General features: G+C 61.9%; 17 protein-coding genes. 5 read left to right on the forward strand and 12 right to left on the reverse strand.

What is annotated here, in order from left to right:
* Nucleotides 1-81 precede the first annotated feature (81 nt).
* The 3 genes from KY494_RS14105 to dprA all read right to left on the reverse strand — a co-directional run bounded on the left by KY494_RS14105 (nucleotide 82) and on the right by dprA (nucleotide 4,684).
* Nucleotides 82-2,748: a DNA topoisomerase III gene (locus KY494_RS14105; RefSeq protein ID WP_219891352.1), complete on the reverse strand. Its 2,667-nt coding sequence runs from the start codon at nucleotides 2,746-2,748 to the stop codon at nucleotides 82-84.
* Nucleotides 2,749-3,021: 273 nt separating this feature from the next.
* The gene (locus KY494_RS14110; protein ID WP_219134966.1) at nucleotides 3,022-3,486 is read right to left on the reverse strand and encodes a DUF494 family protein; all 465 of its coding nucleotides are present in this window, start codon (nucleotides 3,484-3,486) and stop codon (nucleotides 3,022-3,024) included.
* Nucleotides 3,487-3,580: 94 nt separating this feature from the next.
* Nucleotides 3,581-4,684: a DNA-processing protein DprA gene (gene dprA, locus KY494_RS14115; protein ID WP_219891353.1), complete on the reverse strand. Its 1,104-nt coding sequence runs from the start codon at nucleotides 4,682-4,684 to the stop codon at nucleotides 3,581-3,583.
* Between the two features lie 304 nt (nucleotides 4,685-4,988).
* Between dprA and def the strand changes: the two genes are divergently transcribed.
* Entirely contained in the window at nucleotides 4,989-5,531 is a 543-nt protein-coding gene (gene def / locus KY494_RS14120) for a peptide deformylase (RefSeq protein WP_219134964.1), read from the forward strand.
* Between the two features lie 96 nt (nucleotides 5,532-5,627).
* Complete coding sequence (gene fmt / locus KY494_RS14125) at nucleotides 5,628-6,584, forward strand: methionyl-tRNA formyltransferase (protein WP_219891354.1); 957 nt, start codon at nucleotides 5,628-5,630, stop codon at nucleotides 6,582-6,584.
* A gap of 62 nt (nucleotides 6,585-6,646) precedes the next feature.
* Here fmt and KY494_RS14130 read toward each other — a convergent pair whose 3' ends face one another.
* Nucleotides 6,647-9,082 carry an IPT/TIG domain-containing protein gene (locus KY494_RS14130; RefSeq protein ID WP_219891355.1) on the reverse strand — a complete coding sequence of 812 codons (2,436 nt, stop codon included), beginning with the start codon at nucleotides 9,080-9,082 and terminating at the stop codon, nucleotides 6,647-6,649.
* A 553-nt stretch (nucleotides 9,083-9,635) separates the two neighbouring features.
* Between KY494_RS14130 and metH the strand changes: the two genes are divergently transcribed.
* On the forward strand, nucleotides 9,636-13,430 hold the full coding sequence (metH, locus tag KY494_RS14135) for a methionine synthase (RefSeq protein WP_258194880.1): 3,795 nt from the start codon (nucleotides 9,636-9,638) through the stop codon (nucleotides 13,428-13,430).
* Nucleotides 13,431-13,552: 122 nt separating this feature from the next.
* Nucleotides 13,553-13,924, forward strand: coding sequence for an SPW repeat protein (locus KY494_RS14140; protein WP_219891356.1), 372 nt, complete (start codon nucleotides 13,553-13,555; stop codon nucleotides 13,922-13,924).
* 156 nt (nucleotides 13,925-14,080) lie between these two features.
* Here the strand turns inward: KY494_RS14140 and KY494_RS14145 are convergent, their stop codons facing one another.
* The 8 genes from KY494_RS14145 to rsmB all read right to left on the reverse strand — a co-directional run bounded on the left by KY494_RS14145 (nucleotide 14,081) and on the right by rsmB (nucleotide 22,303).
* Nucleotides 14,081-15,361, reverse strand: coding sequence for an EAL and HDOD domain-containing protein (locus KY494_RS14145; protein ID WP_219134959.1), 1,281 nt, complete (start codon nucleotides 15,359-15,361; stop codon nucleotides 14,081-14,083).
* A gap of 155 nt (nucleotides 15,362-15,516) precedes the next feature.
* Nucleotides 15,517-16,278: a class II glutamine amidotransferase gene (locus tag KY494_RS14150; RefSeq protein ID WP_219891357.1), complete on the reverse strand. Its 762-nt coding sequence runs from the start codon at nucleotides 16,276-16,278 to the stop codon at nucleotides 15,517-15,519.
* Nucleotides 16,279-16,355: 77 nt separating this feature from the next.
* Nucleotides 16,356-16,613 carry a DUF3567 domain-containing protein gene (locus tag KY494_RS14155; RefSeq protein WP_219891358.1) on the reverse strand — a complete coding sequence of 86 codons (258 nt, stop codon included), beginning with the start codon at nucleotides 16,611-16,613 and terminating at the stop codon, nucleotides 16,356-16,358.
* 151 nt (nucleotides 16,614-16,764) lie between these two features.
* Nucleotides 16,765-17,166, reverse strand: coding sequence for a GTPase (locus KY494_RS14160; protein ID WP_219891359.1), 402 nt, complete (start codon nucleotides 17,164-17,166; stop codon nucleotides 16,765-16,767).
* Nucleotides 17,163-17,882: a response regulator gene (locus tag KY494_RS14165; RefSeq protein ID WP_219891360.1), complete on the reverse strand. Its 720-nt coding sequence runs from the start codon at nucleotides 17,880-17,882 to the stop codon at nucleotides 17,163-17,165. Before KY494_RS14165 ends, KY494_RS14160 begins: the two co-directional genes overlap by 4 nt.
* Nucleotides 17,883-17,980: 98 nt before the next feature.
* Nucleotides 17,981-20,278 (reverse strand): PAS domain-containing sensor histidine kinase, encoded by a 2,298-nt coding sequence (locus KY494_RS14170; RefSeq protein WP_219891361.1) that lies wholly within the window; start codon nucleotides 20,276-20,278, stop codon nucleotides 17,981-17,983.
* Complete coding sequence (locus KY494_RS14175; RefSeq protein WP_242428526.1) at nucleotides 20,278-20,838, reverse strand: DUF4390 domain-containing protein; 561 nt, start codon at nucleotides 20,836-20,838, stop codon at nucleotides 20,278-20,280. Before KY494_RS14175 ends, KY494_RS14170 begins: the two co-directional genes overlap by 1 nt.
* A 43-nt stretch (nucleotides 20,839-20,881) precedes the next feature.
* A complete protein-coding gene (gene rsmB, locus KY494_RS14180; protein ID WP_219891362.1) occupies nucleotides 20,882-22,303 on the reverse strand; it encodes a 16S rRNA (cytosine(967)-C(5))-methyltransferase RsmB in 1,422 nt (473 codons plus the stop codon).
* 376 nt (nucleotides 22,304-22,679) lie between these two features.
* Here rsmB and argS point away from each other — a divergent pair, with 376 nt between their 5' ends.
* Nucleotides 22,680-24,389: an arginine--tRNA ligase gene (argS, locus tag KY494_RS14185; RefSeq protein ID WP_219891363.1), complete on the forward strand. Its 1,710-nt coding sequence runs from the start codon at nucleotides 22,680-22,682 to the stop codon at nucleotides 24,387-24,389.
* Nucleotides 24,390-24,399 lie beyond the last annotated feature (10 nt).

Consider the following 24,399-nt stretch of genomic DNA (forward strand, 5'->3'; position numbering starts at 1 on the left):
CTGGCACCAAGTAGCATCGGGACGTAAAAAAAGCCAGGGAGCGATCCCTGGCTTTTGTCTGCCTGTCTGGCTGGCGCCCGATTACTCCGCCGCTGCCGCTTTCTTCGCCGGCGCCTTCCTGGCGGCCGGCTTTTTCACGGCCGTGGCTTTCTTCGCTGGCGCCTTTTTGACGGCTGCCGCTTTCTTGACGGCCGTTTTCTTCGCCGGCGCCGCGCCTTCTTCGCCTTCGACCTCGGTCGCTGCCGCCTTGACCTTGGCGCCCGGCTTGGCCTTGCGCTCTTCAAACTCGAAGCTCACCTTGCCATCCTTGCCGCGCACGAGGAAAGCCTTGAACGGGCGACGGGTACGCTGCGACACAAAGCCCGGCAGCAAGTCCGTCTTGCCATCGTTGAGCAGTTTTGCCATTTGTTCCGGCAAGATTTCCTGCTGCAAGATGATGCGGCCGCTGCGGAAATCGCACGTCTTCGGCTTGGCCATGCTGTGTTCGCACACATAGGCCAGGCCCATTTCGTACACGCCGGCATTGCACTTGGGGCAAGGTCCCACGGGCGTCTGGCCCGTGAAATCGACGCCTTCGCCATCTTCGCTCTCGTCGTTCTGGCCGAAATCGAATTCCAGCTTGAAATTCTTGATCTCTTCATCGCGCACGATGCGCAGGATGGCGGCGAACGGACGGCCCATCTTCGAGCGGAAGCCTTGCAGCGGGCCGATGGTGCGGTCCTTCAGCAATTGTTCCACTTCGGCGATTTCGAACTGACGCGAACCCGGTGTCTTGCTCATCGAAAATTCGCACTTGGTGCAAGCGAAACGACGGTAGTTTTCCTTCACCACGCCGCTGCAATTCGGGCATGGCGTTTCCAGGGTGGCGTAATCACCGGGAATCGTGTCGTTGTCGTATTCCTTGGCGCGCTTGACGATGATTTGCGTCATCTGCGCGATTTCACGCATGAATTCTTCACGCGAAATCTTGCCTTTTTCCATCTGCGACAGCTTGTATTCCCACTCGCCCGTCAGCTCCGGCGCCGTCAATTCATTGACGCCCAGGCCTTTGAGCAACGTCATCAGCTGCGAGGCCTTGGCGGTCGGGATCAGTTCGCGGCCTTCGCGGATCAGATAGCGTTCCGTCAGCAAGCCCTCGATGGTGGCCGCGCGCGTCGCCGGGGTGCCAAGACCCTTGCCGGCCATCGCATCGCGCAACTCGTCGTCGTCGATCAGCTTGCCGGCGCCTTCCATGGCCGACAGCAACGTCGCCTCGGTATATCGCGCTGGCGGCTTGGTGACCAGGCCGTTGGCGTTGACGCTTTCCGTCTGTACTTTCTCGCCCTTGGCGACCGGCACCAGGTTGCCGTTGCCATTGCTTTCCTTGTCGGCGTCCGTCGATGCTTCCTTGCCGTAGATGGCCAGCCAGCCCGGATTGGTCATGACCTTGCCTTCAGTCTTGAACTGATGGCCGGACACTTCCGTGTAGCGCGTGGTGACCTGGAATTCGGCAGGCGGGAAGAACACGGCCATGAAGCGGCGCGTGACCAGGTCATACAATTTTTGTTCCGGCTCGGACAAATTCTTTGGCGCGATCGTCGTCGGGATGATCGCGAAGTGATCCGAGATCTTCGTGTTATCAAAAATACGCTTGTTCGGCTTGACCCAGCCCTTGTCGACGATCTGCTTGGCGAACTGGTGGTAGTTGCTGTTTTCCTTGACCGTTTCCAGCGCCTGCAGCACGGTCGGGATGTAGTCTTCCGGCAGGTGGCGCGAATCGGTACGCGGATACGTCAGCACTTTATGCTTTTCATACAGCGCCTGGGCCAGGCCCAGGGTGTTCTTGGCCGAGAAGCCGAAACGCGAGTTCGCTTCGCGCTGCAAACTGGTCAGGTCGAACAGGCCCGGCGCCATCGAGGTGGTCGGTTTCGATTCTTCCGTGACGATGCCCTGGCGGCCGCAGCAGGCGGTGGCGATCGAGTCGGCAGCCGTCTTGCTCCACAGGCGCTCGGCGCGCTTCTCGGGGTCGTTCTCGTCCTTCTTGAACTTCGTGTCGAGCCAGCGGCCTTCATAGATGCCGGCCGCGCAAACGAATTCGGCGCGCACTTCCCAGAAGTCGCGCGGCACGAATTTTTTGATCTTGTCTTCGCGTTCGACGACGATGGACAGGGTCGGCGTCTGCACGCGGCCCACGGTGGTCAGATAGAAGCCGCCCTCTTTCGAATTAAACGCCGTCATGGCACGCGTGCCATTGATGCCGATCAACCAATCGGCTTCCGAACGGCAGCGGGCCGCATCGGCCAGCGGCAGCATTTCTTCATCGCTGCGCAGGTGCGAGAAACCGTCGCGGATGGCGCCCGGCGTCATCGACTGCAGCCACAGGCGCTTGACCGGTTGCTTGGCTTTCGCGTTTTGCGCGATCAGGCGGAAAATCAGCTCGCCTTCGCGCCCCGCATCGCATGCGTTGATGAGGGTGGTGACGTCTTTACGTTTGATCAGCTTGTTTAATACTTTGAGGCGCGCTTCCGTCTTGGCGATCGGGTTCAGCGCGAAATACGGTGGAATCATCGGCAAGTGCGCGAAACTCCATTTGCCGCGCTTCACGTCGAATTCTTCCGGTACGGCGATCTCCAGCAAGTGGCCGACCGCCGACGACAGGACGTACTCGTCCGATTCAAAGTACTCATCGTGCTTGGTGAAGCCGCCAAGCGTCTTCGCGATATCGTTCGCGACAGAAGGCTTCTCGGCGATGATGAGGGTTTTTGTCATATTTTGTGGTCTCGAAAAATGCTCTAGGATAGTTTCAGCATGCGCATCATACAGTGCATTGCCAGGCACCGACGCTTTTGTCTGCGCAATGCCTTGTGACTTGTGGTCTTGTCAAGCGGCCAATGATAAGCGCCTATTGAAGAATTCGGCAAGTTATCTGCAAGCAAGAATGCGCCAGCGCAAACACAATGGGCTGGCGGGTGCGGTGCCGCCGCATATAGTAAGGGAGATGGCGCGGCAGCGGCGCCAGGTGCGACCGGGGGTGTTTATATACTAGTGCAGCAGGCGCGGCGGGAGATCTTCGTCGTCGACGAATAAATCGTCGAACATCAGCGCGTCCGGTTCCTTGCCCTGGCTCCACAGCAGCATCAGCACGATGACTTTCAGCTTGCCCAGCGACACGGGCGCCTCGTCGAGCGCCAGCGCCCGTTCGATGACGATTTCGCGCTGCAGCGGCGAGAGCACCTTGGCGCTTTCCAGGAACTGGATGAAACCGATGGCGGCCGTGCCCAGCACGTCGCTTTCCTGCTTGACATAGAAGCGCGTGCCCGTGGAGCTGGCCGTCAGGGTTTGCTCGGCGCCCGCCATGGCGTTCAAGTCCGTCAGCCAGACCAGCGCTTCGGAAATCTCCACGTCGTCGAAACCGACGGCCGACAGTTTGCGCGCCAGGACGGCCGGCTCGGGGCAGGCGTCGGGGCGATAGTAAGTCTCGTAGAGGTACACCAGGATATCGAACATGGCTCTACTCTATCAGCTAAGTTCGCTACGACACAAGAGTGCGCGCCGACAAAGCCTCCCTGTGCGGCAAGGCCGCCACACAAGTGACAAGCTGTCATTTACAGCGTTGAAACAGTCCTCCCGGCAAGCGTTCCACCAGGCCCGCCAGCTCCAGCGCCAGCAATTCCCCCATCAGCGTGCCCATGGCCAGGCCGCTGCGCGCGGCCAGGGTATCGGCGTCGACGGGATCGTGGCCCAGCGCGGCCTGCAGCGGCGTCTCGTCTGCCACCGCTGGCGGCACGAGGGGAACGCCGCCCAGCCACTGCAACTCTTGCAGTACGTCATCGGCCGACTCGACCAGCTTGGCGCCCTGCTTGATGAGTGCATGACAACCCTTGGCCAAAGTCGCATGGATGGAGCCGGGCAAGGCATACACATCGCGCCCCTGCTCGCCGGCCAGGCGCGCCGTGATCAGGGAGCCCGATTGCGCGGCCGCCTCGATCACCAGCACGCCGCGCGCCAGGCCGCTGATCAGCCGATTGCGACGCGGAAAGTTCCCGGGCATGGCAGGCAAGCCCAGCGCGTACTCGCTGACGATGCAGCCTTGTTCGGCAATTCTTTGCGCCAGATCAAGGTTGCGTCGCGGATACACCAGATCGGCGCCCGTGCCGATCACGGCCACGGTGGCGCCCGGGCCGCGCAAGCCGCCCTCGTGCGCGTGCGTGTCGATGCCCAGCGCCAATCCGGAAATGATGGTCAGGCCCGCCGCGCTGAGGGCGTGGGCAAAAGCGGCCGCATTCTGCATGCCTTGCGCGCTGGCATTGCGGCTGCCGATGATGGCCACGCCGGGACGCGACAGCAGTTCCGCCCGCCCCCGTACATATAACAATAGCGGCGGATCGGCGATTTCCAGCAACAGCGGCGGATACGCGGCATCGGCCAGGGTCAGCACGGCATTGCCGGGCCGCTGCAGCCACTGCAGGGTAAGCGCCAGCTGGCTGTTGGCCACCGGTTTGGGCGCTTGCACGATGGCACGCGCCACGCTGGCTGGCACCACCTCGCGCAAGGCATCGAATGATGCGGCGAAAATGGCCGGCGGCAAGCCGAAGCGGACCAGCAAGGCGCGCGCCGCCACCGGACCCACGCCGGGCAGATGCTGCAGGCGCAGCCAGCCCGCCAGTTCCGTGGCCGTGTCCGCCGTTGTGGCAAGTGCATGCATGACAACCTCGCTGTGTACTGTGCCCTCCCATGCTAGCGCCCTGGCAGGCACGCGATACCGACGCGCGCAACAATGCGTGCAATGGCGCCGCAAAACGGCCCCTCATCCACAGCGCCATGGGCGTCTGTGATAAAATTTCCCTTTGCAGCAAACGAATAGCGCACTGGCAAACGCATCTGCCGCGCCGTTGCGCCATACGCGCCCCACCGTAGCGCATTCAAATAAAATAGCCCTGCCATCGTCCGCATGGCCCAGGCATGAATAATCAGGCGCACCGGCGCCCACCTTAACCAGTCGAATCCGTATGTCCATATTAAATATCCTGCGTTACCCCGATCCTCGCCTGCACACGATCGCCAAGCCCGTCACCGAATTTGGCGAGCGCCTGCAAACCCTGATCGACGACATGGCCGAAACCATGTACGACGCCCCCGGCGTCGGCCTGGCCGCGTCGCAAGTGGACGCGCATATCCAGATGATGGTGATCGACATCACCGAAGAGAAAAACCAGCTGCAAGTATTCATCAACCCGGAGATCACCTGGGCCAGCGAAGAAAAGCAGGTTTACGACGAAGGTTGTTTGTCCGTGCCCGGCGTCTACGATGGCGTCGAGCGTCCGGCCCGCATCAAGGTGCGCGCCCTGGACCGCCACGGCAAGCAGTTCGAGCTGGAAGCCGATGGCTTGCTGGCAGTCTGCATCCAGCATGAGATGGATCATTTGCTGGGCAAGGTATTCGTCGAATACCTGTCGCCGCTCAAGCGCAACCGCATCAAGGCCAAGATGATCAAGGAAGTCCGTGGTCTCGAGCGCGAAGCGAGCCTGCGCGCTCAGAACCGCCGCTTCTAAGCCACTGCTGGTAGACTAAGCAGCAACAGTCGTCGTTACACCATGCCAGCCTGGCGCCTCCGGCGCGGGCCTGCGCACCTCACGTCAAGGAACCATATGAAAGTGATCTTCGCAGGCACGCCTGAATTCGCCGCCACGGCCCTGAAAGACTTGCACGAAGCGGGATTCGACATTCCGCTGGTGCTGACCCAGCCCGACCGCCCGGCCGGACGCGGCATGCAACTGCACGCCTCGGCCGTCAAGCAATATGCGCAGCAGCATGGCATCGAGGTGCTGCAGCCCTTGTCCCTGCGCATGGACAGCAAGGACCCGCAGCGCGCCGCCGAGGCAAAGGCGGCCCACGAGCGCCTGCTGGCCACCGATTACGACGTGATGGTGGTGGCGGCCTACGGCTTGATCTTGCCGCGCAGCACACTCGACATCAAACCCTGCATCAATATCCACGGTTCCTTGCTGCCGCGCTGGCGCGGTGCCGCGCCGATTCACCGCGCCATCGAGGCCGGCGACGATGAAACGGGCGTGACCATCATGCAGATGGAAGAAGGCCTCGATACGGGCCCCATGCTGGCCATCGAGCGCACGCCCATCGAAGCGGGCGACTCCACCGCCAGCCTGCACGACAAGCTGGCCATGCTGGGCGGCAAGATGATCGTCGAGACCTTGCGCAAGATGCAGCAGCAGCCGCTGGAAGCCGTGCCGCAGCCGGAAGCGGGCGTCACCTATGCGGCAAAAATCGCCAAGGACGAGGCGGCGCTCGATTTCAGCCAGCCCGCGCTGGAACTGGGCCTGAAAATCCGCGCCTTCAATCCGTTTCCCGGCGCCTGCGGCCAGGTCGATGGCGTGACCATCAAGATCTGGGCCGCCGAGGTACTCGAAGCGGACAGCAAGGAAGCGCCGGGCCAGGTGCTGGCGGCCGACGCCCAGCTCGGCATCGTCGTGGCCTGCGGCAATGGCTCGCTGCGCCTGACGGAACTGCAAAAACCGGGCGGCAAGCGCCTGCCCGCGGCCGAATTCATCAAGGGCTTCCCGCTCGAAGGCAAACGCTTCGTTTAAGAACCTGGCGCCATAAAAAAAGGGCTTGCCGCGGCAAGCCCTTTTTACGTCCAGCCACGGCCTTAGCGGCGCTGCACCTTCATCAACCGTCCGCCCACGGACGACGACAGGCTGACCTCGAAACGGCCACCGGCCGGCAAGGCGCTGACGTCGACGCTGGCATTTCCACCCGTCAAGCCGCTGGCGACCACCGTCTTGCGGCCATCGGCGGCCACGTGCAGCACGGCGGCGTACGGTTCCGCCTGGGCATCCCAGACCAGCGCCAGCTTGCCAGCGCTTTGCGCTGCCTCAAAGCTGCCATCGTTGGCGGCCTTGCTGCGGCGCGCCGAACGCTCCAGCCGGGGCAAAGGCTTACCATTTGAGAATACTTCCACATCGCTGATATCGCCCGGGTTGGCGAAACTGACACGGAAATGGCGCATGGCGCTGCCGCCATGGTCGGCCACGGTGACCGCGTCGAAGGGCAAGTCGATAGTCGTTCCCGATGCCGTCAAAACCCGCAGCGTGTACGCCTGGCCGCTGCCGCTGGCCGCCGCGCCCACACGCGTGGACGAGGCAATGGCGGGACGCAGCCCCACGCCGGCCGGCGTGATGCGGCCGGAAATGGTCAGGTAGCCATTTTCGGCCACGGACATGCTGGCGGCCAGCACATTGCTGCCCGTTATTTGCGTGCTGCGTTTTTCCAGGAATTGCTGCACCCGCGCATAACTGTAGTCGGAGAACCAGGCGCCGCTGCAATAGCTCATCACATCCTTCATCGGCGTGCCGCCATTGACTGCCTTGCTCAGCTGGCCGATGTTGCCCGCATAGTCGCTGTTGTACAGCGGTTGCGGGCCCAATTCACCATTTGCATACGGGTAATCGGTCACCGCACCAGCCGGGCTACCGCAGGGAACGTGCTGCAGCGAGTGATTGTGGCCCAGTTCATGCACGAGCGTGGTCAGCCATTCAGGCCAGCCATTGCCGAAGGGATCGAACGCCGCGCTGGTATCGAACCTGGCGTCCAGGCCGATGGCCGAGGTGCTGTCGCTGCCGCTGCTGCGGCCGTTGATATAGGCCAGGCCCGCGGCGCGGGTGACAGACATTTTCGGTACGAAACCATAATAATAGGCGCCGCTGTCTTCCTGTACCCGCTTGCTTTCCAGCTCTCCCAGGGCGTTGCTCCACCAGCTGTCGGCCGTGCTGCTGCCAGGCATGCTCAGCGCAGTGCGCGTGGTGATGCTGATGTCTTCCGACGCATACGGATAGACGCGCAGCAGCGCCGCGCGGATATCCTTGGCGTCAGGCAATTGTGCCACGCCATCATCGGTACTCAAGGGCACGAGTACCAGGCGGATGCGCGCCGCGCTGGAAACGGCAGGCGCCGCTTCCTGGCTCACTTGCACGCCGTCATTGCCCACGGCCGTCACGCGCACGCGCACGCCGGGCAAGATCCAGCCTGCAGGCAGGACGGCACTGAAATTGCCGTTGAAACTGTAATCGCTTTTCGCCGTCGGCAAGACCTGGGGACCGCTCATGCTGATGCTGCCCAGATTGCTGCCATTGGCGGCGGTCGCAATCAAGGTCACGGCGGGGCTGGCCTGGCCCGCTTGCAAGGCCAGCACGGACACGCGCACGGCGGCCTGCTTGCCGCGCGTCAGGTGCAAGGCAGTATTGCTGGCGTTCAAGTTCAGTACCTGCGCGAAATCAATGCTGCCCAGGGTAAAGGCCGACACCGTACCCGCATTGACGGCGATGCGCGCAGCGGCTGACAGCATCACATCGCCCGTTGCCGAGCCTGGTGCAGACAATACCAGCTGGCTGGCACTGGCGCTGACGATCACGGCTGGCGTTTTGCCCACCGACGCCGAACTGACCTGGTCAAGATTGCTGCCCTGCAGCGTCACCGACAAGGTCCCGCTGTTGACGGCGGACGTGATCGACGTCACGACCACGCTCGCCAAGACCTTGTACGCATCGCTGCTGATGGCATCGTTGTACGGACCGCGCACCGTCAGTGCCCCCGTTGCCGCACCCAGGGGCACCACCACGGTCACGCTGCCGGACGTCTGGCTTTGCGGCGTCGTCGCCGCACCATTGCCAAACTGCACCGCCGTCACGGCACCCATGCCGCCGCCCGCGATCGTCACGCTGGAACCGACGCCGCCCGTCGCTGGTGCGATGCTGCCCACGCTCAATGGCAGGTACACATTGACGTTATAGCTGGTGGCCGCCGTGCCGCTGGCGCTGACCAGGCTCAAGGCGCCCGATACGGGCACGCCCGGCATGGCCAGAGTCACGCTGGTGTCGCTGGCGGCGCTGGTGGCAAGCGTCACGCCGCCCACCTGGAAGGCCGTCACGCGGCTCAAATTCGTGCCCGTGACCACCAGGCTGCCACCGACGGCGACATTCGCCGCCGAGACGGCCGTCACGGCAGGAATCACGACGGGATTGCCCGAGGTGGTCGTCACCACCGTGTCGCCACCACCACCGCCGCCGCAGGCGGACAGACCCAACATGACAAACAATGCAACTAGCAAATAGTTTTTCATGGCTGGCAACCATGCTGATGCAGCGCGATGCAGGGGAGGACACGAGAAAAATGTGACATATTGGTGACTTTTGGTGAGAATTTACTTTCGAGGAACCAATATTATCGGTTAATTCGATTCCTAAAGACAACTATTGCTGCTTTTGATTCATTAAAAACAGGCTGATATGGCACAAATAATGTAAAAATTTTTCCGCACCTTGGTCGACATCCATTTCTGCCAATTTTGGTGGAAGAATTAACGTTTTGAGCAAGATTTTCAGGAATGGCATTTTCAGAAACAGGTGCGGCGCAAGGCGATGTGTTGCAAGAAAGCTTGCCGTGGGGCGAACGGCCGCTTTTGCTTAAAACCAAAGCAGCCTGATGCCGTATAATTTTAGACCCGGTGAAATCAGGCGATTGCCACCTTCTGCCTGCCCTACCCGGCCGGCACTCTCCGTCAGCGGATCCTGCTGACCCGCAACCGCCCCGTACCTGTCTTGTCGCCGCGCCGCCGCCCGTTTGCCTATTGAAAGCATGAAATGAACGATACCGTGATCTCCGCCATGTCCCCGACCGAAGCCACCTTGCGCGCCATTCTGGCGCAGCGGATCATGATCCTCGACGGCGCCATGGGCACGATCATCCAGCAATACAAGCTCGACGAAGAAGCGTACCGTGGCGGCCCCGCCGGCCGCTTCATCGATTTCGCCGCGCCGGCCGACAGTGGCGCGCGCGAACTGTTCGTTAAAGGCAACAATGAGCTGCTCACGCTCACCCAGCCGCACATCATCCAGGAAATCCACGAGCGCTACCTGGCGGCCGGCGCCGACCTGATCGAAACGAATACCTTCGGCGCCACGACGATCGCGCAAGACGATTACCACATGGCCCACCTGGCCTATGAAATGAACGTGCAGGCGGCAAAACTGGCGCGCGCCGCCTGCGACAAGTATTCCACCCCGGACAAGCCGCGCTTCGTCGCCGGCGCCCTGGGCCCCACGCCGAAGACGGCATCGATCTCGCCCGACGTGAACGACCCGGCCGCGCGCAACGTCAGTTTCGACCAGCTGGTGGCCGCTTACCTGCAGCAGACGCAGGGCCTGGTGGAAGGGGGCGCCGATGTGCTGCTGGTGGAAACCATTTTCGATACCTTGAACTGCAAGGCGGCCCTGTTCGCCATCGACCTGTTCTACGAGCAAAATCCGACCGTCGTGCGCCTGCCGCTGATGATTTCCGGCACCGTCACGGACGCCTCGGGACGCATTTTGTCGGGCCAGACCGTGCCCGCCTTCTGGAATTCCGTGCGCCACGCGAAACCGCTGACCATCGGTCTGAACTGCGCGCTGGGCGCCGCCCTGATGCGCCCGTACGCGGAAGAACTGGCCAGGATCGCCGACACCTTCGTCTGCATCTACCCGAACGCGGGCTTGCCCAACCCCATGAGCGACACGGGCTTTGACGAGTTGCCAGCCGACACGTCCGCCCTGCTGCGCGAATTTGCCGACGCGGGCTTTTTGAACATGGCCGGCGGCTGCTGCGGCACCACGCCCGAGCACATCGCCGCCATCGGCGAGTTGCTGTCAAAAAATACGCCGCGTACCGTGCCGGCCCCGTCGCACGACTTGCGCCTGGCCGGCCTGGAGCCGTTCGTCGTCAACGACGAGTCGCTGTTCGTCAACGTGGGGGAGCGCACCAACGTCACGGGCTCGAAAGCGTTCGCGCGCATGATTCTCAACGAGCAATACGACGAGGCGCTCTCCGTGGCGCGCCAGCAAGTGGAAAACGGCGCGCAAGTGATCGACATCAACATGGATGAAGCGATGCTCGACTCGCTGGCCGCCATGACGCGCTTTTTGAACCTGATCGCCTCGGAACCCGATATTTCGCGCGTGCCCATCATGGTCGACTCGTCGAAATGGTCGGTCATCGAGGCGGGCCTGAAATGCGTGCAGGGCAAGGCCATCGTCAATTCCATTTCCATGAAGGAAGGCGAGGCGGAATTCCTGCGCCAGGCGAAACTGTGCCGCCGCTATGGCGCCGCCGTGATCGTCATGGCCTTCGATGAAAAGGGGCAAGCCGATACCTTCGAGCGCAAGATCGAGATTTGCGCCCGCGCATACCATTTATTGATCGATGCGCTGGACTTCCCGCCGGAAGACATCATTTTCGACCCGAACATCTTTGCCGTGGCCACCGGCATCGAAGAGCACAACAACTACGCCGTCGACTTCATCAATGCCACGCGCTGGATCAAGGAAAACCTGCCGTACGCAAAGATCTCGGGCGGCGTGTCGAACGTGTCGTTCAGTTTCCGTGGCAACGATCCAGCCCGCGAAGCCATCCATACCGTCTTCCTGTACCACGCCATCAAGGCCGGCATGACCATGGGCATCGTCAACGCGGGCATGGTGGGCGTGTACGACAACCTCGACCCGGAATTGCGCGAGCGCGTGGAAGACGTGGTGCTGAATCGCCGCGAAGACTCGACCGAGCGCATGATCGAGATCGCCGGCACCCTGAAGGCGGGCGGCAAGGCCGAGGCGCAAACCCTGGCCTGGCGCGAAGGCACCGTACAGGCACGCCTGTCGCATGCGCTGGTGCATGGCATCACGCAATTCATCGTGGAAGACACGGAAGAAGCGCGCCAGGAGCTGCTGCACAATGGCGGGCGCCCCATCCACGTGATCGAGGGCCCGCTGATGGCCGGCATGGACGTGGTGGGCGACCTGTTTGGCCAAGGTAAAATGTTCCTGCCGCAAGTGGTGAAATCGGCGCGCGTGATGAAGCAGGCCGTGGCCCATCTGATTCCATTCATCGAGGAAGAAAAGCTGCTGGAAGAAAAGCGCACGGGCATCGTCGCCAAGCCGAAGGGCAAGATCATCATGGCGACCGTCAAGGGCGACGTGCATGACATCGGCAAGAATATCGTCACGGTAGTCTTGCAATGCAATAACTTCGAAGTGGTGAACATGGGCGTGATGGTGCCGTGCTCGGAAATCCTCGCCCGCGCCAAGGTGGAAAACGCGGACATCATCGGCTTGTCCGGCCTGATCACGCCGTCGCTGGAAGAAATGGCGTATGTCGCCAAGGAAATGCAGCGCGACGAGCATTTCCGCATGCTGAAGATTCCCCTGCTGATCGGCGGCGCCACCACCAGCCGCGCCCACACGGCAGTGAAAATCGCGCACAACTACGAAGGCCCCGTGATCTACGTGCCGGACGCCTCGCGTTCCGTGTCCGTGGCGCAATCGTTGCTGACGCCGGAACAGCGCGACAAGTATGTGCAAGACATCGAACTCGACTACGCGCGCATCCGCGAACAGCACGCCAACAAGAAGGCGCTGCCCATCCTGCCGCTGGCGCAGGCGCGCGCCAACAAGATGATCGTGGCCTTCGACGGCGCCTGCACGCCCGTGAAACCGAAGTTCATCGGCCGCCGCGTGTTTAAAAATGTCGACCTGGCCACCCTGGCCAATTACATCGACTGGGGCCCGTTCTTCCAGACCTGGGACCTGGCCGGCCCCTTCCCCGCCATTTTGACGGATGAAGTGGTGGGCGACGCGGCCACCAAGGTCTATGCGGAAGGCCAGGCCCTGCTGAAAAAACTCATCGACGGACGCTGGCTGACGGCCAATGGCGTCGTGTCATTGCTGCCGGCCAACAGCGTCAATGACGACGATATCGAGGTGTACACGGACGATACGCGCAGTAGCGTGGCGTTCACGTATTACGGCATGCGCCAGCAGGGCGTCAAACCCGTGGTCGACGGCGTGCAACGGCCGAACCAGTGCCTGGCCGACTTCATCGCGCCGAAAGCATCGGGCGTGAACGATTACATCGGCATGTTCGCCGTCACGTCCGGCCTGGGTATCGAGAAATACGAAAAGCGCTTCGAGGACGCGCACGACGATTACTCGTCCATCATGTTGAAGTCCTTGGCGGACCGTCTGGCCGAGGCATTTGCCGAATACCTGCACGAGCGCGTGCGCAAGGATTTGTGGGGCTATGTGCCGGACGAGAAGCTGAGCAATGACGACATGATCGGCGAAAAATATGTCGGCATCCGCCCCGCGCCCGGCTACCCGGCCTGCCCCGAGCACACGGTCAAGAAAGAGATGTTCGAGGTCATGCAGGCCGAGGACATCGGCATGCAGCTGACGGAATCGTATGCCATGTTCCCCGGCGCGGCCGTCTCCGGCTTCTATTTTGCCCACCCGGAGTCGAAATACTTCGTCGTCGGCAAGATCGGCATGGACCAGGTGGAAGACATGGCCAAGCGCCGCGGCGCCAGCATCGAGGACGTGGAACGCTGGCTGGCGCCGAATCTGTCGTAATGCCATAATATAAGCACAAGGCGCGCGGAACTTATCGCGCGCCGCAGCGCACTAACGCAGTATGCCGGTCGGCATGCTGCATGCCCGCTCCGGCCCGTTCCCTGACTGGCTAAGGAGGATATATGGCAAGCAATTTCAAACTGAAACGCTGGCAAGATCAAGTGATCCTGTTGCTGGGCCTGTGGCTGCTCGTTTCGCCCTGGGCTTTTTCCTATTCCGAAGGCTCACCGCAGATGATCAACGCCTTTGCCTCGGGCCTGGTGATCGCCGTGCTGGCCGCCTTCGACCTGTACAAGACCTATTTCTGGGCCGTCGTCGTCAACCTGCTGGTGGGCGTCTGGGTCGCCGTCTCGCCATGGGTCCTGCGGCTGGCCGACCAGCGCGTCGTCATGTGGAACGAGCTGATCGTCGGCATCGCCGTCGTCGTGCTGGCACTGTGGGAACTGCGCACCGACCCCGAGCTGCACAAGCACTGGCCCGGCGCGGCAGCGTAGCGGCGTAAAAAAGCCCTGTCACGGCGATGCCGTGCAGGGCTTTTAAGGGGCGCTACGACAGCGGGTAGGTCGGATTAGCGCTTGCGCGTAATCCGACAACACCACCACCATTGCCAACAATGTTGTCGGATTACGGCCCTTTGGGCCTAATCCGACCTACAGCGCATACCTGACAACGTTATCGCTCCATTCGTAAGCGGCCATTTCCAGCTCCACCAGGTCGTCCGGCGACATGGCCAGGTCGCGCAGGGTCGGTACGATCTCGCCTTCCATGTCTTCGATGCGCTCGATGCATTCGGCCAGGCGCAGCAGGTCGCCGTAGAAGCCTTCGCGCGACAGCAGCGCTTCAGCCACTTCATCGATCACTTCGATCTGGCTGAGGATTTCCGACATCGGCACGCCGAACAGGGTATCCATCAGGGACATGATGCCGACCGTAAAGGCGATATCGGCCGAATGGGCGTGGTTCGGTCGCAGTTTATGCGCGAGCAATTCGAGCAAACGGCCGCGCGTGGTGGCCAGCATCAGCAGCGGCGTCATGCTATGGCCGCGCTTGCTTGGCTCCGCGTACAGCATGATTTGCAGCCAGCGCTGCAATTGGCGGCGGCCCAGCACGGTCACGGCCTGGCTCAGCGAATCGATGCGCTGGCGCGCACCCACGGCCGGTGTATTGACCAGGCGCAGCAAGTTCAGGGCCAGCGACACATCGCGCTTGATGGCGCGCTCGATATCCATGTTGTCGGCGTCGGACGTCACCAGTGTCATCAGTTCCATGACGGCCAGTTGCGACGGCGACAGCTTCTTGCCCGTCATGATGGCGGGCTTGGCGAAATAATAACCCTGGAAATAATCGAAGCCCAGGTCCAGGCCCGACTTGAATTCTTCGCGCGTCTCGACCTTTTCCGCCACCAGTTTCTTGCTTTCCTGCTTGAAACGGGGCGCCAGCGCCGCCAGCACTTTCGGGTCGACCGTGCTCATGTCCATCTTGACGTATTGCACCAGCGGCAACAGTTCCTGCACTTGCGACGTGTCGGCCACCACGTTTTCCAGCGCGAAAGTAAAACCGTGGCCCACCAGTTCACTGATGCGCGCGCGCACTTCCGGCGTGACGGGCATCGATTCGACGATTTCCAGCACGACTTTTTCACGTGGCAGGAAAACGAAGATATCGCTCATGATCACGTCGGCATCGACGTTGACGAAACCGAGCGCGTCGCCGATCACCTTTTCCATCCCCAGCTGGGATGCGTGGGCGATCACGGAAGCCGTGGCGGACAGGTCGCTGGTGATGTTGGCGGGACCGACCGGAGCGTTGCGGAATAGCAACTCATAGCCAAACAGGGCTTGATTGCGGTCAAGGATAGGTTGTCGACCCAGATAGAACTCGCGCACGCGCAAGGGTTTCGGGGTGATGTCATTGCTGGAAATATCGATCATTAAGTCTTCATCAATCAGGTCGAGTGACACCGGCCGCGCGGTGCCCGCATCAAGGTTCACTATTGACAATACTTTAGCTGAATTTCGCCCGCGCTGTGGGTATTTTGGCAGCAATCCGGCGTATTGTCGTCAACAAATTAGGCCGCTGGCGTGTCTTACACCATCCCGTCGACAAATAATTTCAATTCACCGGGCGCAAACGCCGTCCACTGCTCATTCGTCGTCAGCGGCTGGGTAACGATCACGGCCACGCGGTCCTGGGGCGTCGTCACCTGGGAAAAGTCCACGCTCAGGTCTTCATCGGAGAGTTTAGCAGTTGGAAACGGATGTTGTCGCACCAGATAGTGCAAGCTGGTCGAGCAATGGGCAAACAGCGCCTCGCCGCTCGACAGCATCATGTTGAAGGTGCCGTGGGCGGCGATGCTGGGCAACAATTCCGCCAGCGCGGCATGCAGTTGCGGCAAGGCCGGAGGAGCATCGCCAAAGCGCGCATGCAATTCCTGCAGCAGATAGCAGAAAGCCAGTTCGCTGTCCGTGCAGCCGACGGGGCGGTAACTGCCCGTCAGCACGGGATGAAATTGTTTCAAATCGCCATTGTGGGCGAATACCCAGTAGCGGCCCCACAGTTCGCGCACGAACGGGTGGCAATTTTCCAGCGCCACCTGGCCTTGCGTGGCCTTGCGGATATGCGCGATGACATTGCGCGACTTGATCGGGTAGCGTTTGATCAGTTCGGCCACGGGCGAGGCGATGGCCGCCTGGTGGTCGACGAAATGGCGCACGCCGGCGCCCTCGAAAAAGGCGATGCCCCAGCCGTCATGGTGGGTATCGGTATGGCCGCCGCGCATGGCGAAGCCGGTAAAACTAAAGACAATGTCCGTGGGGACATTGCAATTCATTCCGAGAAGTTGGCACATGGTCTGTTTGCAGCTGGATAACACGGCCACCATACCATGCCGCCCGGCGGATTGGTATGGTGACGATAGCCACCACCCTAGTGCAACAGGACTGGCTGGCTCATGAGGGAATCGTAGCTGCCCAAAAATTCATCGATCTCTTCCATGCTGGGTTCGCTGGCGATCAATTCCGTCACGTCGCGGCGGAAGTTTTGCGCAAGGATGCCGGCGATAAACGTCTCGCGTTTGCAGCCCTTGTCGACGATTTCATAGCCGCCAAAGCGCAGGGCTTCCAGGTCGACGTCGGCGCCGAATTCCACGACGCTGTATTGTTCGCTGTTATAGATCAGATTCATTTTGCATCCTTCGCTCAAGTAGGAGAGCCTCCTGCGGTTTCAGAACAGAGGTGGGGCTGATACGGCGCCATTTCAAGCGCCATGCCACCCGGCGGGCTACAGAGTTGTAACGAGATGCAAAGGCAAGTGCGGCAATTCCATCAGGAAATCGTCAAGAAAGCACGATGTCGGCTTGCAGCGCCAGCAGGACGTCGTAGGGACTGGCAGTGAGCCAGGCGCGCAATTGTTCGATGTGCGTGGCATCGGCCAGGCTGATGAACAAGCGCGCGGGAGGATGGCGCAGCAGACGATTCAATGTTACACGCAATACGAGATTGCCGCTGCAGCACAGGCAACCGGGCGCGATGCGCAACAGTTGCAATGGAAATGGTGGAGAAGGGGAAACTTGCCCGGCCAGGTCGGCCAGGATGGCGTTGCCGTCAGCCAATCCCTCAAGGATCACGGCGGCCGGCTCGTCCAGCGCCAAGGCTTGCGCGATGGAGGCCTCGCGCCCGGCGGCGCGTCCACCGCTGACAAGGGTCAGCGGCGTCGGACGCCGCACGGCTGCCGTCACAGGCTTTTCTTGGCCAGCTTGCCCGGTTCGACGCCCAACTGTTTCAGCTTGCGGTACAAATGGGTACGTTCCAGGCCTGTTTTTTCCGCCACGCGGGTCATGCTGCCGCCTTCGCGGCCCAGGTGGTGTTCGAAATACATGCGCTCGAACGCGTCGCGCGCCTCGCGTAACGGCAAATCGAACGACAGGTTATAGCCATGGCCTTCAGCCACCGCCGGTACGGCGATGCCTGGGCGCACCATCAGCTGTTGCGGCGCACTGCCGCCAAAACTGGGCACGGGATGGCTGCTTTCTTCGGCCACCACGGGTGCCATGGGACGCGGCGCCACGCTCGGCGCGCGCACGGTTTCCTGTGCCCGCGTCAAGCCTTGCTGGACTGCTTTCAGCAGTTTTTGCAGAGCAATCGGTTTTTCCAGGAAATTCATGGCACCGATGCGCGTCGCCTCGACCGCCGTATCGATGGTGGCGTGGCCCGACATCATGATCACCGGCATGGTCAGCAAGCCGTCACGCTGCCATTCCTTGAGCAGGGTCACGCCATCGGTGTCGGGCATCCAGATATCCAGCAATACCAGATCCGGCGCACCGGCGGCACGCGCTTCACGCGCCTGCTGCGCATTTTCGGCCAGCTGGATAGCATGTCCTTCGTCGCCCAGAATTTCCGAGAGCAACTCACGGATACCCATTTCATCATCCACTACGAGTATGTTTGCCATTCGTGTCTTGCCTTCCTCATTTCGCCGGCCCTCGCGCACAAGATGCACACGGCGGACAGCTATGATTTTATTAGTGTTTTAAATACTAAACCAGACCCTCACGCCAGGAAATCCTGGGCAGGAGTGTCGGGAGCTAACTTTAACAGCAAAATGACCACCGAAGCGCCATTGCCGTCGACCCGGTTCTCGATATCGATGCGTCCACCATGTTCATCGATAATTTTCTTGACCATCGCCAGGCCCAATCCCGTGCCGCGCGCCTTCGAGGTCACATAGGGTTCGAAGGCGCGCGCCAGGATTTTTGGCGCGAAACCAGGGCCATTGTCGGTGATGGCCAGCCGCACGGCGATATTCACGCCGCCGTCCGCACTGCGATAATGAATTGCTTCCGTCCTTACGTCAATCCGCGGATGCGGCGAGTCCGGCGGCAGGTCGGCCATGGCGTCCTGCGCGTTCTGCAGCAAGTTATGGATCACCTGGCGCAACTGGGTCGGATCGCCCATCACCATCGGCAAATTCGGCGCCAGTTGCGGGTGGATGATGTCGCCATCATCGCCGCGCAGGTACAGGTTCAGGATCTCTTCGATCAGTTCGTTCAGGCGCAACGGCGTGAGCACGGCCGGCGGCGTGCGCGCATAGTCGCGGAAGTCATCGACCATGCGCTTCATCGCATCGACCTGCTTGACGATGGTGGTGGTGGCGCGGTTGAGCAAGTCCGCATCGGGCTGCTCCAGCTTGCCTTCGAGCTTCATCTGCAGGCGTTCGGCCGACAGCTGGATGGGCGTGAGCGGATTCTTGATTTCATGCGCCAGGCGGCGCGCCACCTCGCCCCAGGCGATCGAGCGCTGTGCAGAAATCACGTCGGAAATATCATCGAAGACGACGATGTAGCCGCTGCCGGACTCCAGCGGCAAGCGCGAACCGCGCGCCAGCAGGGTGATGTCATGCTCGTCGGCACTGCTACCCAGGCGGCGCGGAATCTCGATCTGGCGCTGCCAGTGCAGGCGCTGCTGGTTGCGGCCCGACGCCGATTGTGCGCTTTGCGCCGTGAAGGCGCTGATGATGGCGCCGCCAAACTCTTCCATTCCAGCAATATGCGCCAGCGGCTGCCCCACGATGCTCATGCCCGAATGCTGCAAGATGCGCTCGACCGATTCATTGCACGTCACCAGCTTGAAATCGCCGTCGAGCACCATCACGCCGGCCGACATGTTCGCCAGCACCGATTCCAGGTGGGCCTTGGCGTTTTGCAGCGCGGCACGGTTGCTTTCCACGGCCGTGCGCGCATCGAGCAACTGGCGCGTCATGATATTGAACGACTGCGTCAGGGTACCCAGTTCATCCTTGGTGGCGACGATGGGGCGCGGCGACAGGTCGCCCTCGGCCACGGCGCGCGTGCCTTCCGCCAGCAGCAGCAGGGGCTGGGCCAGGTTGCCCGCAATCAGGAAAGCGCTGCCGATGGCGCCAAAGATGGCCAGCAGCAAGGTCAAGGTGAGGATTTCCATGTACATCTTGCGCAAGCCCACGCGCGCGACGAAACGTTCCTTGTATTCGCTGTAGGCGGCCCGCAGCACCTCGCCGTTCGTCGCCAGCTTGGGCGGCGCCGATTGCAGCAATTGCAGGTAGCGGGGCGAGACGGAGGGTCCGGGTACGGGCACCAGCACGCGCAAACGCAGGCTGGTCGCCGTTTCCAGCGACGCCGGCGTGCCCGCACGGAAACCACCACCGCCCGACTCCGCGCCATCATCGTGCAACTCTTGCCCCCCTTCGGCGTAAGCATAGCCGGCCGGAGAGGCGGCCTGCACCAGCATGGCCGGCGTGGGCAAGTCAGCCGCGCTGTGTGGTCCGGCGCTGGCCAGCAGCACGCCGTCGCCGCTGACAACCATGACATTTTGCATGCCTTCTTCGCGCAGCAGGCTGGTCAGCACGGCCGGACCCGCCGCCGGATCGGTGCCCAGTTCCGCGACCACCTTGTGCCCCCGGTGGTCCAGCTCGACCAGGGCCGCATCGAGGCCGGCGCGACCCAACTCAATCCCCGATTCCAGCGCCGCTTCGATCTTGACGTTGAACCAGGATTCGATGGAGTGGGAGACGAATTGTACAGAGACAAGAAAAATCACCAGGCCCGGCAGGATGCCGACGGCGGCGAACAGCATCACCAAACGTGTCATCAGCTTGGAGCCGAACTTGCCGCTCTTGTAGCGCGCGTACAGGCGGCCCAGGGAAATGCCCACCAGCGCCAGCAGGGCCACGGCCACGGCGGCGTTCAGGCCCAGCAGCCAGGTGTAATAGCGGTCGAAAAAACCGGAATTGTCGGAAGCCGACGCCAGCAGGAACAGCAGGATACTGACAATGCCGCCGCCCACCACCAGCAGATAGCGTAATGCTTGACTCACTACTCCGCCGTATACAAGAAGGTTTTTTTATTCGAAGCCAGGCGCCAGTCGCTGTTATTGAAGGCATTCACCTGTATCGGCTTGGGCAGGTAGTCGCGGTCCATGCCCATGCGCAAGGTGACGTTATACGTCTGCCCGACTTTCAGCGCGCCGCGCGGCGCCACCAGCCAGCGGCTGGGACGGCGGATCAGGAACAGCGCATCGTCGAGCGTGGGGAAGCTTTGCTGCAAGCCGCCGCCCGACACATGATACTGGCGCGTGAGCACGTTGTACGACAGCCGGCTGGTCTGGCGCGCCACGATGGCCTTTTCATCGAACCAGTACCAGCGGGGCCGGGTCAGTTCGATTTCTGTCGTGAAAAACAGGGGCACGCCATGCTGCACGGCATCATCGAGGTCGTGATTGAGATCAAAGGAGTAGGTGGCGGCCAGCTTGTAGCCCTCTTCGCTCGATTCGATGTAGGCGCGGGTGATCTCGACCATGTCGGCGGCTTGCGCGCGCGGCATGGTACATGCCAGCATCAGCAGCAGGGCCAGGAGTCGGAAGAGTCGTGTTGTCACAAGTGTGCCGGTGGTGTCCGTAGGAAAAGGTTCGACGACTCGCTCAAGCCGCATTTTTTTGGAATAGCGCATAGAACAAACCGTCATGGTCCTGCTCCGCGCTACCAGTCGGCAACAGCTGGCCAGGCGCTGTCAATCGGGTCGCATTATTACGCATCGCAAATGCCGCCGCCTGTGCCTCGGACTCTTGCGGCCACAGTGAACATGTCACGAACAGCAATTTACCATCGGGGCGCAGCATCTGCCACAGGTTGTCCAGAATTTTGGAGGAAAGTGTTGCAAGTTGGAACGCGTCGCCCTTGCGGCGCAACCAGCGAATGTCGGGATGGCGACGCACGATGCCCGAGGCCGTGCACGGCACGTCGGCCAGGATGCGGTCGTACTGCTGGCCGTCCCACCATGCGCTCGATTGCGCATCCTGCGCCTTCAAGGTAGCGTCCAGGCCCAGGCGCTCAAGGTTTTCCGCGATGCGCGGCAAGCGTTTGGCGTCCGCATCGATGGCCGTCACGTGCACGTCGGCCAGTTCCAGGATGTGGCACGTCTTGCCGCCCGGCGCCGCGCAGGCGTCCAGCACGCGCATGCCATCCTGCAAGTCCAGCAGCGGCGCGGCCAGTTGCGCACCAGCATCCTGCACGGAGACGACGCCCTGCTCGAAGCCTGGAATCAGCGCCACGCCGATGGGCTTGTCCAGGCGTACGGCAAACGGTCCCACCTGGCGCGCGGCGATACCCGCTTCCTGCAACACGGCCAGATACGCTTCGACCGTACTCTTGCGGCGATTCACGCGCAGGGTCAATGGCGGCACGGCATTGCCGGCGGTCAAAATGGCTTGCCAGTCGCGCGGATAAGCCAGGCGCAGCGAATCGATCCACCATTGCGGATAATTCCATTGCGCCAAAGGTTGCTGCAGGGCCGCTTCCAGCAAGGACTTGCGCTCGCGCAAGAAACGTCGCAACACGGCATTCACCATGCCCTTGGCATGCGCCAGGTCAGGGTGCGAGGTGGCCACCGTGACAGCCTGGTCGACCACCGTGAATTCTTCGTACGGCTGCTCGTCCGGCTCGGCCGACATCAGCGACAGCGCGCAGCACAGCAGGGCGGCCAGCATCGGCGGCTCGGGCGCCTTCGACATCATCAGGCCGACCAGCGTTTCGCTGCGGCCCAGTTGGCGCATGGTACGGTAGGAAATATCCTGGATGGCGCCGCGCGCCTGCGGGCTGGCGTTCGATTGTGCAAACACCTTGGCCAGCGCCTGCGGCAGGGCCGTTCCCGTGCGTACTTGCGCCACGGCATTGGCAGCGCCCAGCAGGCAAAACGCCAGCGAGTCGGCGCGCAAATCGGGTTGGAAGCCTGGCTGCAAGACCGGTTTCAGGTCGGGATGGTAGCTGGGACGCAATTTCGGTGCGGCAGGCGCCTGGCCTGGCGCCGGCTTGGTTTTCAATTTCAGCGTGGGGCGCTTGTTCATAGTTATCCGGTGTGGCTGCGCGCGGTGGGCTGCATGGTGGCAAAGTCGCGGCCGCGCGTTATCAATAAAGGGTCGATTGTAGCGTTTGTGGCGCTCTCTGGCCCAAGCGATTGCAGCGATACATGTAAATTGCGGCAAAAAACTGCATATATACAAGCAGAATGCGCCATGCTGATGTTTTCGCACACCAACATGGGCATGTTGTCCTGATAATATCGTGAAATGCGCCGGCACGGGGACCTTGCCGGCAAGCGTATTGTTCCCGCCGGCAAACCAGTATAATTGACGCAGTCTGGGCGGCTTGGGTACTTGCCGTCCGTTTTGCTTTTTGATTCATTCTATTCATTCTTAACGCGGTTCCACCGCCATCCTGCTCATGCTCGCCCAACAGAAACAAGAAATCATCGCCCTGTTCCAGGCCGCCCTCGCTCCCGTCCTGGCCGGCACTACGCTGACGCCATCCGTGGTGCTCGAGCGACCACGCGACGCATCGCATGGCGACGTCGCCTGCAACATCGCCATGCAACTGGCCAAGCAGCTGAAACAGAATCCGCGCGAACTGGCGCAAACCATCGTCAGCGCCGTGCTGGCCAATCCGGCCGGCAAGGGCCTGGTCGAGGCAGTGGAAATCGCCGGCCCCGGCTTCATCAACGTGCGCGTGTCAAACGCCGCCAAGCAAGCCGTGGTGAAAAGCATCTTGAGCGAGGCCGACGGCTATGGCCGCAGCACGGCCGGCGCCGGCAAGCAGGTCATCCTCGAATTCGTCTCGGCCAACCCGACCGGCCCCCTGCACGTGGGCCACGGCCGCCAGGCGGCGCTGGGCGACGCCCTGTCCTCGCTGTTCGATGCGCAAGGCTACCAGGTGACGCGCGAGTTCTACTATAACGACGCGGGCGTGCAAATCCAGACCCTGGCCAATTCCGTGCAGGCGCGCGCGCGCGGCTTCAAGCCGGGCGACGCCGAATGGCCGGAGCCGGCCTACAACGGCGACTACATCGCCGATATCGCCAACGATTTCAAGGCCGGCAAGACCGTGTCGGCCAGCGATGGCTTGCCCGCCACGGCGAATGGCAACATCGACGACATCGATTCGATCCGCCCGTTCGCCGTCACCTACCTGCGCAACGAGCAGGACATCGACTTGCAGGCCTTCGGCGTCAAATTCGACAATTACTACCTGGAGTCCTCGCTGTACGCGGACGGCAAGGTCAACAGCGCGGTGGAAACCTTGATCAAGGCGGGCCACACCTACGAGCAGGATGGCGCGCTGTGGCTGCGCACCACCGACTTCGGCGACGACAAGGACCGCGTCATGCGCAAGACGGACGGCACCTACACGTATTTCGTGCCGGACGTGGCGTATCACCTGGTGAAATGGCAGCGCGGCTTCGTGCAGGCCATCAATATCCAGGGCAGCGATCACCACGGCACCATCGCGCGCGTGCGCGCCGGCCTGCAGGCGGTCGACATGGGCATCCCGCAAGGCTACCCCGACTACGTGCTGCACAAGATGGTCACCGTCATGAAGGACGGCGAGGAAGTCAAGATTTCGAAGCGCGCCGGCTCCTACGTGACCGTGCGCGACCTGATCGAATGGTCGGGCGGCGGCGACATCGCCAAAGGCCGCGACGCCGTGCGCTTCTTCCTGATCTCGCGCAAGGCCGACACGGAATTCGTCTTCGACGTCGACGTGGCGCTGAAAACCACCGATGAAAACCCCGTCTATTACGTGCAGTACGCGCATGCGCGCATCTGCCGCATCCTGGAAAACTGGGGCGGCGATGAAAGCACGGTCGCCGGCGTGGATTTATCTCCACTGACGGCGCCGACCGAAGCGACCCTGCTGGCGACCCTGGCCGCCTACCCGGAAACGCTGGCGCGCGCGCAAGCGGAACTGGGACCGCACCAGGTGGCGTTCTACCTGCGCGACCTGGCTGCCAACCTGCACAGCTTCTACTTCGCCGAAAAAGTGCTGGTCGAGGAAGACGCCGTCAAGATGGCGCGCCTGGCCCTCGTCATCGCCGCGCGCCAGGTGCTGCGCAACGGCCTGGCACTGATCGGCGTATCCGCGCCAAACAAAATGTAATCGCGAAGGT

Origin of the sequence: Janthinobacterium sp. PAMC25594 (assembly GCF_019443505.1) — a bacterium.
In the GTDB taxonomy this organism is placed as follows: domain Bacteria; phylum Pseudomonadota; class Gammaproteobacteria; order Burkholderiales; family Burkholderiaceae_D; genus Janthinobacterium.

Coding starts and splice junctions, on each gene's coding strand:
- KY494_RS14105 (WP_219891352.1), bottom strand. CDS start 2,748: ATGACAAAAACCCTCATCATCGCCGAGAAGCCTTCTGTCGCGAACGAT.
- KY494_RS14110 (WP_219134966.1), bottom strand. CDS start 3,486: ATGTTCGATATCCTGGTGTACCTCTACGAGACTTACTATCGCCCCGAC.
- dprA (WP_219891353.1), bottom strand. CDS start 4,684: ATGCATGCACTTGCCACAACGGCGGACACGGCCACGGAACTGGCGGGC.
- def (WP_219134964.1), top strand. CDS start 4,989: ATGTCCATATTAAATATCCTGCGTTACCCCGATCCTCGCCTGCACACG.
- fmt (WP_219891354.1), top strand. CDS start 5,628: ATGAAAGTGATCTTCGCAGGCACGCCTGAATTCGCCGCCACGGCCCTG.
- KY494_RS14130 (WP_219891355.1), bottom strand. CDS start 9,082: ATGTTGGGTCTGTCCGCCTGCGGCGGCGGTGGTGGTGGCGACACGGTG.
- metH (WP_258194880.1), top strand. CDS start 9,636: ATGAACGATACCGTGATCTCCGCCATGTCCCCGACCGAAGCCACCTTG.
- KY494_RS14140 (WP_219891356.1), top strand. CDS start 13,553: ATGGCAAGCAATTTCAAACTGAAACGCTGGCAAGATCAAGTGATCCTG.
- KY494_RS14145 (WP_219134959.1), bottom strand. CDS start 15,361: ATGATCGATATTTCCAGCAATGACATCACCCCGAAACCCTTGCGCGTG.
- KY494_RS14150 (WP_219891357.1), bottom strand. CDS start 16,278: ATGTGCCAACTTCTCGGAATGAATTGCAATGTCCCCACGGACATTGTC.
- KY494_RS14155 (WP_219891358.1), bottom strand. CDS start 16,613: ATGAATCTGATCTATAACAGCGAACAATACAGCGTCGTGGAATTCGGC.
- KY494_RS14165 (WP_219891360.1), bottom strand. CDS start 17,882: ATGGCAAACATACTCGTAGTGGATGATGAAATGGGTATCCGTGAGTTG.
- rsmB (WP_219891362.1), bottom strand. CDS start 22,303: ATGAACAAGCGCCCCACGCTGAAATTGAAAACCAAGCCGGCGCCAGGC.
- argS (WP_219891363.1), top strand. CDS start 22,680: ATGCTCGCCCAACAGAAACAAGAAATCATCGCCCTGTTCCAGGCCGCC.